General features: G+C 57.5%; 17 protein-coding genes. 6 read left to right on the top strand and 11 right to left on the bottom strand.

The features are described from left to right. Window positions 1-35: 35 nt before the first annotated feature. Both NC979_RS18140 and NC979_RS18135 read left to right on the top strand, forming a co-directional pair. Entirely contained in the window at window positions 36-281 is a 246-nt protein-coding gene (locus NC979_RS18140) for an AbrB/MazE/SpoVT family DNA-binding domain-containing protein (protein WP_190519491.1), read from the top strand. After that, entirely contained in the window at window positions 268-657 is a 390-nt protein-coding gene (locus NC979_RS18135; RefSeq protein WP_190519489.1) for a type II toxin-antitoxin system VapC family toxin, read from the top strand. Before NC979_RS18140 ends, NC979_RS18135 begins: the two co-directional genes overlap by 14 nt. Before the next feature lie 286 nt (window positions 658-943). On the opposite strand, the gene NC979_RS18130 is transcribed toward NC979_RS18135, so the two are convergent. From NC979_RS18130 to NC979_RS18120, 3 genes are read right to left on the bottom strand one after another with little or no spacing between them, the layout of a single operon-like run. After that, window positions 944-1,249 (bottom strand): urease subunit beta, encoded by a 306-nt coding sequence (locus tag NC979_RS18130; RefSeq protein WP_190519487.1) that lies wholly within the window; start codon window positions 1,247-1,249, stop codon window positions 944-946. After that, window positions 1,246-2,304, bottom strand: a complete 1,059-nt coding sequence (locus NC979_RS18125; protein WP_190519480.1) for a S41 family peptidase — start codon at window positions 2,302-2,304, stop codon at window positions 1,246-1,248. The genes NC979_RS18130 and NC979_RS18125 overlap by 4 nt, the downstream gene beginning before the upstream one ends. Before the next feature lie 8 nt (window positions 2,305-2,312). Further along, window positions 2,313-2,615, bottom strand: coding sequence for an urease subunit gamma (locus NC979_RS18120; protein WP_190519478.1), 303 nt, complete (start codon window positions 2,613-2,615; stop codon window positions 2,313-2,315). 226 nt (window positions 2,616-2,841) lie between these two features. On the opposite strand from NC979_RS18120, the gene pgl reads away from it, so the two are divergent. Then, the gene (gene pgl, locus NC979_RS18115) at window positions 2,842-3,597 is read left to right on the top strand and encodes a 6-phosphogluconolactonase (protein WP_190519476.1); all 756 of its coding nucleotides are present in this window, start codon (window positions 2,842-2,844) and stop codon (window positions 3,595-3,597) included. A gap of 194 nt (window positions 3,598-3,791) precedes the next feature. Then, window positions 3,792-4,229 (top strand): FHA domain-containing protein, encoded by a 438-nt coding sequence (locus NC979_RS18110; RefSeq protein WP_190519663.1) that lies wholly within the window; start codon window positions 3,792-3,794, stop codon window positions 4,227-4,229. 93 nt (window positions 4,230-4,322) lie between these two features. Here the strand turns inward: NC979_RS18110 and metK are convergent, their stop codons facing one another. From metK to remA, 3 genes are all read right to left on the bottom strand, one after another. Then, window positions 4,323-5,477 (bottom strand): methionine adenosyltransferase, encoded by a 1,155-nt coding sequence (metK, locus tag NC979_RS18105; protein ID WP_190519474.1) that lies wholly within the window; start codon window positions 5,475-5,477, stop codon window positions 4,323-4,325. Window positions 5,478-5,612: 135 nt separating this feature from the next. Beyond that, a complete protein-coding gene (locus NC979_RS18100) occupies window positions 5,613-6,059 on the bottom strand; it encodes a SufE family protein (RefSeq protein WP_073606828.1) in 447 nt (148 codons plus the stop codon). 184 nt (window positions 6,060-6,243) lie between these two features. After that, window positions 6,244-6,507, bottom strand: coding sequence for an extracellular matrix/biofilm regulator RemA (gene remA / locus NC979_RS18095; protein WP_017298145.1), 264 nt, complete (start codon window positions 6,505-6,507; stop codon window positions 6,244-6,246). Between the two features lie 318 nt (window positions 6,508-6,825). On the opposite strand from remA, the gene NC979_RS18090 reads away from it, so the two are divergent. Then, a complete protein-coding gene (locus tag NC979_RS18090; protein WP_190519472.1) occupies window positions 6,826-8,580 on the top strand; it encodes an NFACT RNA binding domain-containing protein in 1,755 nt (584 codons plus the stop codon). 167 nt (window positions 8,581-8,747) lie between these two features. Here the strand turns inward: NC979_RS18090 and NC979_RS18085 are convergent, their stop codons facing one another. Both NC979_RS18085 and NC979_RS18080 read right to left on the bottom strand, forming a co-directional pair. Beyond that, window positions 8,748-9,932 carry a class I SAM-dependent methyltransferase gene (locus NC979_RS18085; RefSeq protein WP_190519470.1) on the bottom strand — a complete coding sequence of 395 codons (1,185 nt, stop codon included), beginning with the start codon at window positions 9,930-9,932 and terminating at the stop codon, window positions 8,748-8,750. Between the two features lie 3 nt (window positions 9,933-9,935). Beyond that, window positions 9,936-11,990 carry a thioredoxin domain-containing protein gene (locus NC979_RS18080; RefSeq protein ID WP_190519469.1) on the bottom strand — a complete coding sequence of 685 codons (2,055 nt, stop codon included), beginning with the start codon at window positions 11,988-11,990 and terminating at the stop codon, window positions 9,936-9,938. Between the two features lie 135 nt (window positions 11,991-12,125). Here NC979_RS18080 and nfi point away from each other — a divergent pair, with 135 nt between their 5' ends. Next, window positions 12,126-12,836, top strand: coding sequence for a deoxyribonuclease V (nfi, locus tag NC979_RS18075; protein WP_190519467.1), 711 nt, complete (start codon window positions 12,126-12,128; stop codon window positions 12,834-12,836). A 32-nt stretch (window positions 12,837-12,868) separates the two neighbouring features. Here the strand turns inward: nfi and NC979_RS18070 are convergent, their stop codons facing one another. Genes NC979_RS18070 through NC979_RS18060 form a run of 3 tightly spaced genes read right to left on the bottom strand, consistent with a single transcriptional unit; the run spans window position 12,869 to window position 15,281 of the window. Next, entirely contained in the window at window positions 12,869-13,798 is a 930-nt protein-coding gene (locus NC979_RS18070; RefSeq protein WP_190519465.1) for an Npun_R2821/Npun_R2822 family protein, read from the bottom strand. Window positions 13,799-13,806: 8 nt separating this feature from the next. Then, window positions 13,807-14,796, bottom strand: a complete 990-nt coding sequence (locus NC979_RS18065; RefSeq protein WP_190519462.1) for an Npun_R2821/Npun_R2822 family protein — start codon at window positions 14,794-14,796, stop codon at window positions 13,807-13,809. A 23-nt stretch (window positions 14,797-14,819) separates the two neighbouring features. After that, window positions 14,820-15,281, bottom strand: coding sequence for a DUF4231 domain-containing protein (locus NC979_RS18060; RefSeq protein ID WP_190519460.1), 462 nt, complete (start codon window positions 15,279-15,281; stop codon window positions 14,820-14,822). Window positions 15,282-15,298: the final 17 nt, after the last annotated feature.

Raw genomic sequence — 15,298 nt, 5'->3', positions numbered from 1 at the left:
CCACTAAAATAGCAGTAAACCCCCCTCTTTTCGCTATGTTCAGCACCACTGTCACCGACACTGGGCAGATCACTCTGCCTGACGAAATCCGGCAGCATCTCAAACTTGTCAGCGGCAGTCGAGTCGAGTTCGTCATTGACGAAAGCGGTCAGGTCAAAATCTTTCCCCTCACCGTTGCCATAGAATCCTTGTCAGGTGTCCTCCATCGGCCTAACACCTCCCCTGCTACCCAAGATGACATGGATGCTGCCATTTCTGAGGGCGCTAATGATTGGGCTTGATACCAATATCTTGGTGCGCTACCTTACCCGTGACCACGAGCCGCAATGGCAGCAAGCCTCTGAAGTCATTCAGCAAAACCAACCCTGCTTTATTGCCAACATCGTTTTGTGCGAACTGGTTTGGGTGCTTAGAGGTGCCAAATATCGCTTTCAGAAAACTGAAGTAGTCGATATTCTAGAGGCAATGCTCCACAGCGCTGCCTTTGAGTTTGAAAGCCGTTCAACCCTTGACCAAGCCCTTCAGCGATATAAACAGGGCAAAGCAGATTTTTCTGATTACCTGATTGGAGCCGTCTCTCGGCAGGCGGGTTGTACAGAAACCGCAAGCTTCGACGGTAAATTGAAGGGAGAAAAGGGATTTCAGTGCTTGGATTAGCGTCTCCAGCTAACGCCGCGTGGTAACGGGAACACAATGCTGATGTGTTCCTAAGGCTGTCTACCGCCGCTGATCTCGATTGTTAATTCTTCCTCAAATCGCCTTCCCCATGTCTTTGAAGCCCTAACAGAGCTGTGAGGCATGGGGAAGGTCAACAATCAGGTCATCTTGCAGAAAATTCCCCGACATCCGCCATCACAAGCACAATTGTTCACCCCATTTTTCTAAAGGAGGCAGGGGAGATAACCCGAGTATCTTCATCATGGGAAATGCCTACAATTAGGGACTACAGTGCCCCTTCGACCTGGGCATTGAACCCGTAGACCCGTCGCTCCCCAGCCAACGGCACCAAAGTTACGTCGCGCTCATCGCCCGGCTCAAAGCGCACAGCAGTACCGGCAGGAATATCGAGCCGCATACCCCGGGCCTGGTCGCGGTCGAAGCTCAGCGCCGCATTCACCTCAAAAAAGTGAAAGTGGGAGCCGACCTGGATAGGGCGATCGCCCGTATTGGCCACCGCCAGCGTTACTGTCTCTTTGCCCGCGTTCAGCTCAATTTCGCCCTCGGCGGGCAGCAGTTCTCCGGGAATCATGACGGGCCTCCTAGGTTGGCAATTAAGTCTTGGCGCTTTTGCTGAAGCGATCGCTCAACTCTGGGCAGGGTTTCCTCCAGCTCGCGGCGGGCCACGCCCTCGGGCCCGGCCTCTAGCAGGTGGTTGAGGGCCATCAGGTGAGCCGTATCGAGGGCCGTCTCCGCCGGCACCTTGACGGTGGGGATCACCCCTGTACCATCCCAGTTTTTGCCAGTGGTGGGGTTGATTGCCTGACCCGTGGGCATAAAGACCCAGAAATGGTCGTGTAGGCGAAAGCCGCGTCCCGGATTGGCTCCACCGCGAGTGGTTTCACCCACCACGGCTCCGCGCTTCAGCACTTGCAGGTTGTAGGCAAACTCCTCCGCCGCTGAGAAGGTTTCAGGGCTGGTGAGGGCAAAGACGGGCTTGTCGAGGTAGCGCTGCCCCGGCACGTAGGGCACCGTCCACCACTGGTGGGTTTCGTCGGTTTCGCTCCAGTACAGGTCGTTGAGGTGAACGGGTGGATGGGCGGGAAGTAGATAGCTGCACAGCAGCGCCACTGTAGCTGGGGAGCCCCCCTGGTTGTGGCGCAGGTCAAAGATGAGGGCGTCGGTATGGGCCACCAGGGTCATGGCGGCGGCCAGAGTCTCGCCGGCAAACTCTGGCGGCTCAAAGCTAAATAGCTGGATGTAACCCACGTTGCCGGGCAAGCGCTCAACTTTGTTTAAGTCAAAATTGCGGCGACGACTGGCTTTGTACTGGCGCTCAATCTCCGCGGCATCAGGCGCTGTGTCAGGCTCTAGGTGGGGCAGGAGGGCGGGGCTGAAGTGCAGGCGCAGGTTGCGATCGCCGCTCATCTGCTGGAGCTGGGCCGTTAGCGTATCGGCCAGCTGCTGCCCGCCGGTCAAGTCGCCGTAACCCCCTGCCTCTAAGCGCTGCTCAAGGTCGTTCTGAATTTTTTCCGCCACCTCGGGAAATACGTAGGCATCGAGCTGGGTGACCAGTGCTCCTAGCACAGCCTCGATCGCCTCAGCATCTAGCACAATATCCCCTGGGTTAGAGCCAGAAACAGCCATGGATTGCCCTACCGAATGGGTTCGTGAACAGTAACTAGCTTGGTGCCGTCGGGGAAGGTAGCCTCCACCTGCACATCGTGAATCATCTCCGCCACTCCATCCATGACCTCGGCTCGGCTGAGCAGAGTGGTGCCGTAGCTCATCAGGTCGGCCACAGTGCGCCCATCGCGCGCCCCCTCTAAAATGGCCGCAGAAATGTAGGCAACGGCCTCGGGATGGTTGAGCTTCAGCCCGCGGTCTTTACGGCGTTCGGCCACCAGGGCAGCGGTAAAAATTAGCAGCTTGTCTTTTTCCTGGGGGGTCAGTTGCATGGGGCAAGATGCGATCGCAGGGTACAGAGCTAACCGTAAGCTTTCAAGGTTTTGGGCGGCTTGTCAACCAAGGCCTTCACCTGATTGAGTTCTGGCTTCAAAATTAAAGCTTAAGCCATCGGCGCTGGGGTAATAACTACGTTAGTCTGCTGATGAGAAACAATCAAAACGTTCTAACATCTAGCCCCCAAGACCCGCTAGAACCCCTATTTGGTAACCCCTGCCTATGACCGCGCCGCAGCTTGAGATCTTGTCCGACAAGCCTGCCCTGGTGCAGCGGGCCCTAGCCTTGGTGGTCGAGGCCATCCACAGCGCCGTAGCCGACCACGACTACTGCACCCTGGCCCTGGCTGGTGGCAGCACCCCCAAACCCCTCTACAGCGGCCTGGCCGAGCAAGATCTGCCCTGGGAAAAACTCTACATTTTTTGGGGCGACGAGCGCTACGTGCCCCTCGACCATCCCGACAGCAACGGGGGCATGGCCAAGGCCGCCTGGCTCGACCGGGTGCCCATTCCGCCCGACCACATTCTCTATGCCCCTACCCTAGAGGGGGATCCAGCCGTGTCGGCCCGTCAGTACGAGGCGATGGTCAAGTCAATTTTTGGTGGGCTTCAGGGCCTTGGCCCTGATCAGGTGCCCCGCTTCGACCTCATTTTGCTAGGCATGGGCGATGACGGCCATACGGCCTCCCTCTTTCCCTACACCGAGGCGCTGAAAGTAAATGATCGACTGATTGCCGTGGGCCAAAAGGGCAGCGACCCTCGCCTCACCTTTACCGCCCCGCTAATTAACCACAGCCATCGGGTCATGTTTTTAGTAGCCGGGTCGGACAAACAGGCCGCCCTGGCCCAGGTATTTGCCCCCGATGGCGACGACGAGGCCTATCCCTCCCGGATGGTGCGCCCCCAGGGAGAACTGCGCTGGCTGCTCGATCGCTCAGCGGTGGGCGACCTTGACTTGGCAGCAATGGTCTCTAGCTAAAGCTTTCAACCAGGGGTTTCACTCCTCTCTGAATTGCTGCGGTGCTGAACTATTATCTAAGCAGGCTGCTCGACAGTCCTGGAGATAAATGGCGCCTGCCGACCGTCAGCGGCTGAGAATCCTAAAATGGGGGTTGGGCTTCGTCAGACTCTTCTATGATTAGACACTACAGGGATCGTTTTTGATTGAGTAATGTGATTACCCTCTCGCTGCTCCATCCTCTCCACAAAACTCCAGTGCAGAGCTGGTCTTTTGATCAAGAATCGGTGATTCGCATTGGTCGATCGACCGATAACAACGTGGTTCTATACAGCGCTGTGGTCTCCCGCCACCACGTTGAAATTCACCGCGCCGACAATGGCTGGGCGGTGAAAAGCATCGGTACCAACGGTACCTATCTCGACGGTCGTCGCATTACCGAGGTCCCTGTAGAAGACGGCATTGTGATTCGTCTGGCGCGATCGGGGCCCAACATTCAAATTCACATGTCTGAAGAAAAGCGCGACCCCCTCAAGGAATTGTTGAGCCGTCGCCGCACCGAAGATATGAAAGACCACGACCACGGCACCCAGAGCGAGCCCCATGACGAAGAACGCGCTCTGCCCCACCAGACCACCGTCATCAATCAGTAGAAGGTCCTACCAACTTAGGAACGCAATTACAAAGGCGAGGGGCGGTCAGCTGACCGCCCCTCGCCTTTGTGTTCTACCCGCTTGAGCCGCGCTCTAAAGAGCGGTCTTGAGCAGGTCAGCTCTGTCGGTTTTTTCCCAGGTGAAGTCGGGCAGCTCGCGACCAAAGTGGCCGTAGGCAGCCGTCTGCTGGTAAATTGGGCGGCGCAGATCGAGCATGTCGATTAAGCCCTGGGGGCGCAGGTCAAAGTGTTTGCGCACCAGCTCTGCGATCGCCCCGTCAGAAATCTTGCCCGTGCCAAAGGTGTTGATTGAGATCGAGGTGGGCTGAGCCACGCCGATAGCGTAGGAGACCTGAATTTCGCAGCGCTCGGCCAGACCTGCCGCCACAATATTCTTGGCCACGTAGCGCCCAGCATAGGCCGCCGAGCGATCGACCTTGGTGGGATCTTTGCCCGAGAATGCGCCGCCGCCGTGGCGAGCCATGCCGCCGTAGGTATCAACAATAATTTTGCGCCCGGTAAGGCCGCAGTCGCCGACAGGGCCGCCAATGATGAACTGCCCTGTGGGGTTGATGTGATATTGAGTATCGGCGTGGAGCCAGCCGTTGGGCAGCACCGGCTTAATGATCTCTTCCATCACTGCTTCGCGGATGTCGGCTTGAGAAATATCGGGGTCGTGCTGGGTCGAGAGCACCACCGCTTCCACCGCCACCGGTTTTAGATGCTCGTAGCGCAGGGTAATCTGGCTCTTGGCGTCGGGGCGCAGCCAGGGCAGCACGCCGTGCTTACGCAGGTAGGCCTGCCGCTCTACCAGCCGATGGGCGTAGTAAATTGGGGCGGGCATGAGGGTGTCGGTTTCGTTGGTGGCGTAGCCAAACATCAACCCCTGGTCGCCTGCGCCCAGATCTTTGTCGGTGGCCACATCGACCCCCATAGCAATGTCAGACGACTGCTTGCCAATGGCGTTGAGCACCGCGCAGGAGGCCCCGTCAAAGCCCACATCGGAGCTGTCGTAGCCAATGGCCAGAATTACATTGCGGACAATGTCTTCTAGATCGACGTAGGTGTTAGTGCGCACTTCCCCAGCTATGACGGCCATACCGGTCTTAACCAAGGTTTCAACCGCTACTCGGGCATGCAGGTCTTCTTTGAGAATGGCATCCAAAACGGCATCGGAAATCTGGTCGGCCATTTTGTCGGGATGGCCTTCAGACACCGACTCAGAGGTGAAAATACTGTACTCGCTCATGGAATTAGGCCCAACCAGTGGCAGAAGGAATGCAGGCAGAATTCAACCGAGGCTGAATCGCATTCCAAAGTTTACCAAAGTTTGACGAAGTGCCAGAGTTGTGGATCGTTTGCCCTGGTTAGAGCGGGGCTGAGTTTAGCTCAGCAGCGCCCCTGGTGCCGCCCCATCGTGCAGTCCTCGAGCCTTTTGCTGCATGGTCTTAAAGATGTTGTAGAAGCCGTTGGCCCGCGACGGTGTCAGGCTGACATCGAGCTGAGTGTCTTTGATGAAGTCGGGGGTGAGGGTGACGATTTCGTCGGGGGTAAGACCATTGAGAGCTTTGATCAGCAACGCCACCAGCCCTTTGGTGATCTGAGCGTCAGAGTCGGCTTGATAGACTACTTTGCCATCAATTAAATCAGCCACCACGAACACCTGGGAGACACAGCCCGGCACCTTGTTGTCCGGCGTTTTGTACTCCTCGGGCAGGGGGTCGAGTTTCTTGGCAAACCACAGCAGCTGCTCGTAGCGACGCTTAGGGTCAGCGGCCTTCTGAAAGCGGGCCACAATTTTCTCAATAGACTCGGGGCGATCGGCGGGCATGGCGCAGCGGGTGGGGAGACGTTTCTTGAGTAGTCTATCAAGTGGGAGTGATGGGGTGGAGGCGGGGGAGTGATGGGGTAGGGGAGTGATGGAAGGGCCAAAAGAGGATTCTATATGGCCGTTATGTACGCTAACCTCGCTCCCCTACTTCCTACCCCATCACTCCCCTACTCCCCATCTCTCTCTACGCTTTGCCGTCGCTATCTTTGCCGCTGACGAAGCGGTGGGCAACGGTTTCGGGCTGAATGGCGGAAAGAATGGTGTGGCCTGAGTCGGTGATAATGACGGCACGGGTGCGGCGACCGTAGGTGGCGTCGACTAGCTGCCCTCGCTCGCGGGCATCAGAGATAATGCGCTTAATGGGGGCAGACTCGGGGCTAACAATGGCAATTACCCGATTGGCCGATACGATATTGCCAAAGCCAATATTGATGAGCTTAATGTCCATAATATATAGAAGGGCGATAACGGGAGGTGCTGGTGCTAACGCCAGGGTTAACCCCCGACAAGCCAGAAAACCCGGGGCTTTTTGGCACTATGCTCTACATTTGAGCCCAGATGACTTATTGCCATACTAACGAATCCGTCTGGTGCTGAGGGTGAATATCCGGCGAAATTTTAGGTTTTTGGCGTTTTCGTTCCTTGGGCTACATCCCTCGACCTAAAGGCAGCCCAATCGGGTCTTCTTAGCCCTTTTTTGGGTATCTCTGGCTAACCTAGCCTTGGGGTGCCCTGCTTACCCTGTCTCAGCCTGGAGGATTGTGTTGTGCAGCCGGTTGACTTTACTACTCTGATGGCCCTGTGCCAGAGCCTTGAGGCCGACTGGGTGCCTGCCCGCTGCGAGACAGTGGTGCAGATTGATACGACCACCTTGGCGCTGGCGCTCAGAACCCTCGATCGCCGCAGTTGGCTGACGATCTCATGGCATCCCCAGGCGGCGCGGCTGCACCTGGGCGATGCGCCACCCAAGGGGCAGGATACGTTTACGTTTAGCCAGCAGTTGAAGCACCAGATTAGCCAGCTGGCGCTGGTGGCGATCGCTCCGGTAGCCTCCTGGGAGCGGGCGATCGATTTGCAGTTTGGCCCTCGCCCCGGCGACCCGCCTCAGTGGCACCTGTACGTCGAAATCATGGGCAAGTACAGCAATGTCATTCTGGCCAACGCCCAAAATCAGATTGTTACGGCTGCCCACCAGGTGAGCGATCAGCAGTCGCGGGTGCGGCCCATTCAAACTGGCGACACCTACGTGCTGCCGCCAGCCATCATGAATACGCTGCCTAGCCTGAAGGAATCCCGAGCCTCCTGGCAGGAGCGGGTGACACTAGTGCCCACTACGCTCAAAGAGATGTTGATGCAGAGCTATGGGGGGCTGAGTTCATCACTGGTGCGATCGCTCCTTTCTGCCGCCCGCTTAACCCCTGACCAAGTCGCCGAAAGCCTGACTCAAAGTGACTGGGATCGGCTGTTTGAGGCCTGGCAGCGCTGGCTGGTCTGTCTTGAGAAGGGCGAGTTTTATCCTGGCTGGGCCGAGGGCGGCTACACCGTGCTCGACTGGGAAGGGGTGGCTCCGGTGGCGGATGTGCATCAGCTGCTGGATAAGTACTATGGCCGCGAGATTGCCCTACAGCAGTTCGATCGCCTCAAAAACCAGATTCAGCAGCGGCTCAAGGGCGTGCTCGACAAGCTGCGGCTCAAGGCCAACACCTTTGAGCAGCGCCTCGATCAGTCGGCCCAGGCCGACCAGTACCGCCAGCAGGCCGATCTGCTGATGACCTACGGCCACCAGTGGCAGCCCGGTCTCACCCAGCTCACGGTGGAGGATTTTGACACCGGAGAACCCGTCACCCTCGCCATCGACCCCGATAAAACGGCGATTCAGCAGGCCCAGCGCCTCTATAAACAGCACCAAAAACTGAAGCGAGCGAAGGATGCGGTTGCCCCACTGCTGGCCGAGGTGCAGGGCGAACTGGCCTACCTAGAGCAGGTAGAGGCGGCCCTGACCCAGATCCCTACCTACGACGAACCGGCGGATCTGGAGGCGCTGGTCGATATCCGCAACGAGCTGATTCAGCAGGGCTATATGGCCTCGCCCGACTATCGCCCCACTGATCGCAAGGCCAATGATGAAGGCTTCCGTCGCCTACAGACCCCCGATGGTTTGCCGGTGCTAGTGGGCCGCAACAACCGCCAAAACGATCTGCTGATTTCTACAGTGGCTACCGACTACGACCTCTGGTTTCACACCCAGGAAATTCCTGGTAGCCACGTGCTGCTGCGGCTGGGGGCGGGGGATGTGCCGAGCGATCGCGACCTGGCCTACGTGGCCGACTTAGCCGCCTACTTTAGCCGCGCCCGTCAGGCCGACCAAGTGCCGGTGATTTACACCCAGCCCCGCCACGTCTACAAGCCCAAGGGAGCGCGCCCCGGCATGGTGATCTACAAACACGAAACCGTGATTTGGGGTCAACCCCGCCGGGTTGAGCAGCAGCAGGCTAAACCGCTAGAGCCTGTAGAGGCTTAGGGAAGCGTGAGCTTAGGGGCGTGCGCCTAAATAAAGTACCGGAAGCGTTGGTCACTGTAGGGTGCATTCGCGAAGCAATGCACCAGCAGGAAAGTTAGCTGGTACTTATTTTCTTGCCTGTCCCTTAAAGACCCCAGTTTCAAAGGTTGAGTGGATGCGATCGCGCTCTACATCAGCGGCGGCACCGTCAGCCCCTTCAGTGTCTTGGCCGCAGACGTCAGCCCCTTGCCCTGCACCAACACCACAAAATTCCCCAGGCCCATGGGGTTGATCAGCTGGTGCAGCTTGTCGCGCCGCTGAATGGCAAGGTTGACGGTGGTGGGGTCGTTAGCCTGAATCTGGCCCAGGGCGGCGAGGCGATCGCCTAAACCCAGCGCCATCAAAAACATTCCCTGCTGCGTTGCCCCCACGGTTTCTAGCCCACACTGCTCACCCTGACGCTCTAGCGCGGTGAAGTTGACGTGGGCGGTAATGTCTTGGTGGCCCAGATGGCTGTAGGGATCGTTGTGGTGGGCGTGTTGGTAGTAGCACTGGAGCGTACCCTGGGCGCGGCCGCGGCTGTAGTAGCGGCTGGCGGGGTAGCCGTAGTCAACCGTGAGTACGTATCCCCGATTCAGCTTTGCGGCGACGGTTTTCATCCAGTCGAGCGCGGCCAGGTGAACTTCGGTGCGGTAGCCGGGAGCGTACTGAGGATCGGCCAGGTCAACGCCGACAAAGGCAAAGTAGTCGGCCAGTCGCGGGGTAGAAGGAGTCTCCACTGCTTCTTGCAGAAGGGATGCCGGGCTGTCGCTCAGGGTGACGTAGACCTCTTGCAGGCCGGATTCTGTCATCACCACCTGGTGTACCGGCAAAGCATCTACCAGTTCGTTCGAGAACAGGCAGCCAGTGATGCTGTCGTCAGGGATGTCTTCCAAACTTAGCCAGCTCACTCGCCCAGTCCAGCCAGATAAGCGTCGCTCTTGGGCGGCCCGCAGCAGGTCAGATTTCTCGACGATCTGGTAACTCAGGGCGGCAAAGCAGTCGGGGAAATGGTTTTGTAGAGCGCCCAGCGCATCGGCGGCGATCAGCCCCTGGCCTGCTCCCATTTCTACCAGCGAGAAGGGATTGGGGCAGCCCAAATGCTCCCACATTTCGGCAAACTGGATGGCCAGCAGTTCGCCAAAGTCGTGGCCTAAGTGGGCAGAGGTAACGAAGTCGCCCTCAAACCCAAGAATGGCGTCTTTAGTGCTGTAGTAGCCGCCCTGGGGATGGTAGAGGGCCAGCTCCATAAATTCGGCAAAGGGGATGCGGCCCTGGGGCGATTGGTGGATGCGATCGCACAGCACCTGGTACAAATCTGGGTTGTGGGGCATAAATTAGCGAGGCCGAAGGGTTTGTAACTGCTGCCGTAGTTTATCCACAGAATCTGCCACCGCTAAACAGGTAGTGCCTCGGCACACCATGCCCACAGCGTCAGCGGACAGATTATGGGAAACCGTGAAAACAGTCGTTGGCCAATATTCTGCCGCTAGTTCAGGAATAATTTCTGCCACAGCTTTGACCACAGTGCCATTACGAAACCAGTTGAGGCCCGCTAGCAAACTGGGGCAGGCGCGAGGAATCTGCTCTATGACAGTGCCAAAGGCTTGCAGGGTGCGATCGGCGCGGTCTAAATAGTCCAAATTATCGGTGAGCAGAGATAGACGCACGAGGTTGGCAACAGCAACCCCATTCGCCGCTGGTGTCGCGCTGTCTTGATAAGGGCGCTCCTGCACCAGCAAATCTTCGCCAGCGGCGGTGCTGAAATAGCCCCCCTGGTCAGCACTCCACAGTAAATGGTCGAACTCCTGCTGGGTAGAGATCGCCAGCGTCAGCCAGTCAGTATCGGTGGCAGAGCCTGGCGTGGCCAAGCTAGCTTGATGCAGGTCGAGGAACGCTTTGATCAGCAGGGCATAGTCTTCCGATTGGGCCTGCACTTGGGGCATACCGTCGTAGCCTAGACGGTGCAGCTGACTGCCGATCCACTGATGCTGACGAATGTGCTCAGCGGCAGTTACAGCGGTAGCTAGATAGTTGGGGTTCTGCAATACCGTTGCTGCCCGTGCTAGGCCAGAAATCATCAAACTATTCCACGCCACAATTAGCTTGGTGTCGGTGACCGGAGGAATGCGCCCTGGCCAAGTCTGGGTTTTAGCCGCCTGGTTATCGGTTGCTGGGGGAAAGATCTCTAGCTCTGCCGCCGGGGTGCCGTAGCGCAGGGTAAAGAGCTGATCGAGGGCCACCTCGACCTCAGTGGGCAGGGGGCCAAGGTCGAACCGTTGCAGTACGATTTGCCCCTCAAAGTTGCCCTCTGGGGTCACAGCAAAGGCGTTCGCCAATCCCCGCAGCTGGTCAGGGGTTAGCGCCGATTCCAAAGTCTTGTAGGGCCAGGCATAGAATGCGCCTTCTTCTGGCTCAACGTCGTTGGCGGTAACGAAGCTGTCGGCATCCTGGGCCGCATAGAAATAGCCTTCTGGGGCGGTCATTTCGCGCTTTAGCCAGGTGTGGGTGAGGGCGATCGCCCGCTCAAAGGCCGGTTCTTGCTGCCCACTAGCCCACAGGTCAGCCAGATATTCCACGATCATGCCGTTGTCGTAGAGCATTTTTTCAAAGTGGGGCACCGTCCAGCTGGGGTCGACGGTGTAGCGGTGAAAGCCGCCGCCCACGTGGTCGTAAATGCCGCCCAGGGCCATGTCCTGCCCCCGCTGGCCGCAGATGTGGGCTACATCCAGCTCCAGATCAAACCGCAACCCACCCAGCACCGCTGCCGCGTAGGGAATCATCGGAAAGCAGGTGCCCTGGCCTGAGGGGATAAGAATTTTGGCGTTGGTCGTCAGACCTGCATAGAGCACATCCGCCGATGGAATTGCCGGAGTTTCCGGCAGCTGCGCTCCCTGGTGCAGATTGCCCATCACCGCCTCGGTGATCTCGGCTAAGCGAGCTTTCTCGGTGTCGTAGAACTGGCGCAGGGTCGTGAGCACCTGTAAAAAACCAGGGCGTCCGTACTTCTGCTCTAGCGGAAAATAAGTGCCCCCATAAAACGGCACCCGTGTTTCGGGGTGCAGCATCACGTTTAGTGGCCAGCCCCCCTGCCCGGTGAGCATTTGCAGCGCCTGCATATAGATGCTGTCGACATCGGGTCGCTCTTCGCGATCGACCTTAATGGGGATGAAGTTGGCATTCATGTAGGATGCGATCGCCTCATCCGAAAACGCCTCTCCCTCCATCACTGTGCACCAGTGGCAACTAGAGTAACCAATTGACAGAAAAATTGGCTTGTCATCCTGCCTAGCCCGCTCCAGCGCCTCGTCACACCAGGGCCACCAGTCAATCGGGTTTTCGGCATGCTTGCGTAAATACAGACTGGAAGAATCTGCCAGACGATTAGTCATAAAGGTGAGGCAGTGAAGGGCATGATCACCCTAGCATGGCAGTAGTTGGAGGGTTTACGGTCTAGGGTTTGAGATTGAGGGTAAGGGTACAAAGCGTTTACAAGCACTTATTTAGGATCGGCAAAGCACAGTACCATGCAGATTCAGTTTCCAGAGAGCTGGCCGACCACGCCCGCCGAGGCGATCGCCCTTCAGCAAACCCTTGCTCCCCAGGTTGTCCTCAAAGACCGTATCCCTAACCCCATTCGTTATGTCGCCGGAGTGGATGCGGGGTTTGAGGATGAGGGCGAAACCACCCGCGCCGCTGTGGTGGTGCTGTCGTTCCCCGACTTGACTCCGGTAGATGAGGTGCTGGTGCGGCAGCCTACCGTTTTTCCCTACGTGCCGGGGCTGCTGTCGTTTCGGGAGGTGCCTGCGGTGCTGGCGGCCCTGGCGCAGCTCAAAACCGAGCCGGATGTGATTCTCTGTGATGGTCAGGGAATAGCGCATCCTCGGCGGTTGGGAATTGCGTCGCATTTGGGGTTGTTGTGCGATCGCCCCACCGTCGGCGTGGCTAAGTCGCGCTTGGTGGGCACCCACATCGAGGTGCCGCCCGACAAAGGCACCTGGGTACCGCTGGTTGACCGGGGCGATCGCATCGGAGCCGTGCTGCGCAACCGCGCCAATACTAAACCGCTATACATTTCCCCCGGCCACTACACAACGCTGGAGACTGCCATCGACCTAGTGTTACGGTGCAGCACGAAATACCGTCTGCCCGAAACCACTCGCTACGCCGATCGCTTGGCGTCTTCCGGTACGGCGCGATCGGCCTTGGAGGAAGTTCAGCAGGGTCGCTTGTTTTAGCGAGGATAGAATTTAGGGCCGAATGGTACTGACTATTTCCCCAAACGGCTCAGCAGTTTGCCTGCCTTGCGGCTTAGGGTTTTCATAGGAGATGGGGCTGCTGCTGGAACTTCCACCGGACGGCTGTCGGGGTCGCGCAGGTAGCGGTAGTGGGCCCAGATATCCCAGTAGGGGCAGCCTGGCTGAATGCGGTAGCCGGCCCAGTGCAGATAGTCGAGGGGCTTGTTCACATTCGGATCGCTTAAGGCCATGCCCTCTTGGACAAAGTGGGGGCTGCCAGCCCAGTTGCCGGGGCCACCACCGGGCTGGCGTACCAGGTTGAACCGTCGCGCCACCCGTTTGAGAATTAAATAGTTGATGATCGGCTGGTCGGAGGTTTTTTCAGAGAAATCGAAGTAGTCGGGGTGGGCGGCACATTCAGCAAAGGTGTCGTAAAGGTCTTGCTCGCTGACTAGCCCTTTTTTGGACCCCCAAAAGCCGCAGTTAAACATATCTTCTAGCTCGGCGGCGGTGAAAACACCCTGCTCGACGATCGCGGGGGCAAACACATTGCGAATGCCGCCCCGGTGTTGGTAGTCGTAGCTGATGAAATCGTGGTTATCGAGGGCGTCGAGCACTTTGGCGATCGCGCTAAACACCACCACATCGGTATCGATGTAGAGAAAGCGATCGAAGGGGCCAAACCAGCAGGCCTGCTTGCGAAACTGGTTGGGCCGAGCAAAGAACCCTTCGCCAAAGATGCCGTGCAAATTTTCTGACAACCGCTGAATGAACTCCAGGTCGGGGTAGACCTCCACGCCGTAGTCGCGCCCCAGCACCTCGGCCACCTGGTGATAGTCGTCGTTGTAGGGAACCAGCATCACCGGAATGCTGGGGTCGTGGGCACGAATGCTGTTGAGGCAGGCGATCGCATGGTCGATCACCTTGTCGTTGGCTGTGATGTAAATGCCGCGCGAAGTCATAGCAATCCTCAGGGGAGCAACTGGGCCAGGGGTTTTAGGTACCGTCGCCAGCCTTGGGGCTTGGCTGTCACTAGTTTGCCCAGCAGAGCCGGACGGGTCTCAGGATTGTGCAGATAGCGGTAGTGCAAAAACACATCGCGATAGGGCAAGTCCACGTTCTCGCCATTGCAGAGGCGGGCGAAAAGTTTGGACGACAGGCCAATGTAGTGCACGTACAGCAGCGGCACGCCCTTGTCATAGAGGCGGTGATTCTCAGTAGTGAAGTGTTTAGAGGTAACAGAGTTGCCGGTGCGTTGATCGCTTGGCAATATCAGCGCCAAGTTGCAGGAGTTGACCTCGCAACGCATGACCAAGTAGTTGAGAATGGTCTGGTCGGGAGCCATAGGGTACAGCACCGCCGCTTCCCCAGTTTGCAACCAGTTCAGAATGTCTTGGCCCTGATCGGGATCAAACAGCCCTCGACGACTGGCGTAGAACCCTGAGCAAAACGCCTGCCGCTGCAGCTGTTCTGCCGAAAACAATTGCTCCATCCAGCCAGAACGCACGTCATATACGTGGCTGAGGTCTTTGTGCTGAAAGTCGTAAGTGACCCAGTCGTACTCATTCAACGCGTTGAACACCGGGGCTGGGTCGCTCAGCAGCAGCGTGTCGGCATCCATATAAATGAAGCGATCGAAGGGGCCGTCGAAGGCGCAGAAGCGGCGGTGGGTGCCCATGCGGTGAATGCTCGCACTGCCGATCGCATCCCACTGTTGCCGAGCGGTGGGATGGGTGGCCCAGATTTGCTCGACCCAGGCATCCCACCGCTGGATGGAGGCGGTGTCGTCGTAGAGGGTGAGTTGGGGGCGCGATCGCACCAGTTCCCTTACCCGCTCCACCTGGCCGTCGTAGGGGTAAATGCAAACCGGCATCTCTGGAGCGAAGAGTTCAATGCTGTTAATCAGGGCGACGATTTGGTCGTAAACGCGATCGTTGCCGAGGATACAAATACCGTCCATAATCTGCCTTTACTGTAGATATCTCAAGAGGTCTGCTCTTTTCTTAAGCTCGACCAGGTCGAATTTGTATCTCGCAAAATTACTTGATACCGCCGATAGAGCTGATCTAGTTCGTTTTCTGGCACCTCTCCGGCAGCATGAACCAGCAGATACTCTAAATCTGTCTTCAGCTCGTACAAATCGTTAAGTGTTCCTTGATAGCGAACCCAAAGCCCTTGATGGTCGAAGTAAGCGTCTAACCCGGTCACAAAGGTGACGGCTGCACTCAAAACAAAAGCAAGATTCTGCACAATGAGCTGTCCAGACTCATTTAGCCCTTTCAGACCAAGTAAAACGGTAGTTGATGCAGCTAGGAGTATTGATATCAGTTTCGTCCTGACGGCTTTAGTTTGGTTGTGCTCTTTCCGCCGTTTGAAGGAGCTAATTTGCTTTTCAATTTTCTGCTTTAGAAACTCTGATTTTTCGATCGCCCGTAGGTCACCCATCCCCTTCATCCTCCTTC

Origin of the sequence: Leptolyngbya subtilissima AS-A7 (assembly GCF_039962255.1) — a bacterium.
Taxonomy (GTDB): domain Bacteria; phylum Cyanobacteriota; class Cyanobacteriia; order Phormidesmidales; family Phormidesmidaceae; genus Nodosilinea.
Note: the sequence above shows the minus strand (reverse complement) of the source record. Positions and strands in the feature narration are given on the sequence as shown.

Bases quoted from the DNA above. Each gene is read 5' to 3' on its own strand.
- NC979_RS18140 (WP_190519491.1), top strand. From the start codon at position 36: ATGTTCAGCACCACTGTCACCGACACTGGGCAGATCACTCTGCCTGAC.
- NC979_RS18135 (WP_190519489.1), top strand. From the start codon at position 268: ATGATTGGGCTTGATACCAATATCTTGGTGCGCTACCTTACCCGTGAC.
- NC979_RS18130 (WP_190519487.1), bottom strand. From the start codon at position 1,249: ATGATTCCCGGAGAACTGCTGCCCGCCGAGGGCGAAATTGAGCTGAAC.
- NC979_RS18125 (WP_190519480.1), bottom strand. From the start codon at position 2,304: ATGGCTGTTTCTGGCTCTAACCCAGGGGATATTGTGCTAGATGCTGAG.
- NC979_RS18120 (WP_190519478.1), bottom strand. From the start codon at position 2,615: ATGCAACTGACCCCCCAGGAAAAAGACAAGCTGCTAATTTTTACCGCT.
- pgl (WP_190519476.1), top strand. From the start codon at position 2,842: ATGACCGCGCCGCAGCTTGAGATCTTGTCCGACAAGCCTGCCCTGGTG.
- metK (WP_190519474.1), bottom strand. From the start codon at position 5,477: ATGAGCGAGTACAGTATTTTCACCTCTGAGTCGGTGTCTGAAGGCCAT.
- NC979_RS18100 (WP_073606828.1), bottom strand. From the start codon at position 6,059: ATGCCCGCCGATCGCCCCGAGTCTATTGAGAAAATTGTGGCCCGCTTT.
- remA (WP_017298145.1), bottom strand. From the start codon at position 6,507: ATGGACATTAAGCTCATCAATATTGGCTTTGGCAATATCGTATCGGCC.
- NC979_RS18085 (WP_190519470.1), bottom strand. From the start codon at position 9,932: ATGCCCCACAACCCAGATTTGTACCAGGTGCTGTGCGATCGCATCCAC.
- NC979_RS18080 (WP_190519469.1), bottom strand. From the start codon at position 11,990: ATGACTAATCGTCTGGCAGATTCTTCCAGTCTGTATTTACGCAAGCAT.
- nfi (WP_190519467.1), top strand. From the start codon at position 12,126: ATGCAGATTCAGTTTCCAGAGAGCTGGCCGACCACGCCCGCCGAGGCG.
- NC979_RS18070 (WP_190519465.1), bottom strand. From the start codon at position 13,798: ATGACTTCGCGCGGCATTTACATCACAGCCAACGACAAGGTGATCGAC.
- NC979_RS18065 (WP_190519462.1), bottom strand. From the start codon at position 14,796: ATGGACGGTATTTGTATCCTCGGCAACGATCGCGTTTACGACCAAATC.
- NC979_RS18060 (WP_190519460.1), bottom strand. From the start codon at position 15,281: ATGGGTGACCTACGGGCGATCGAAAAATCAGAGTTTCTAAAGCAGAAA.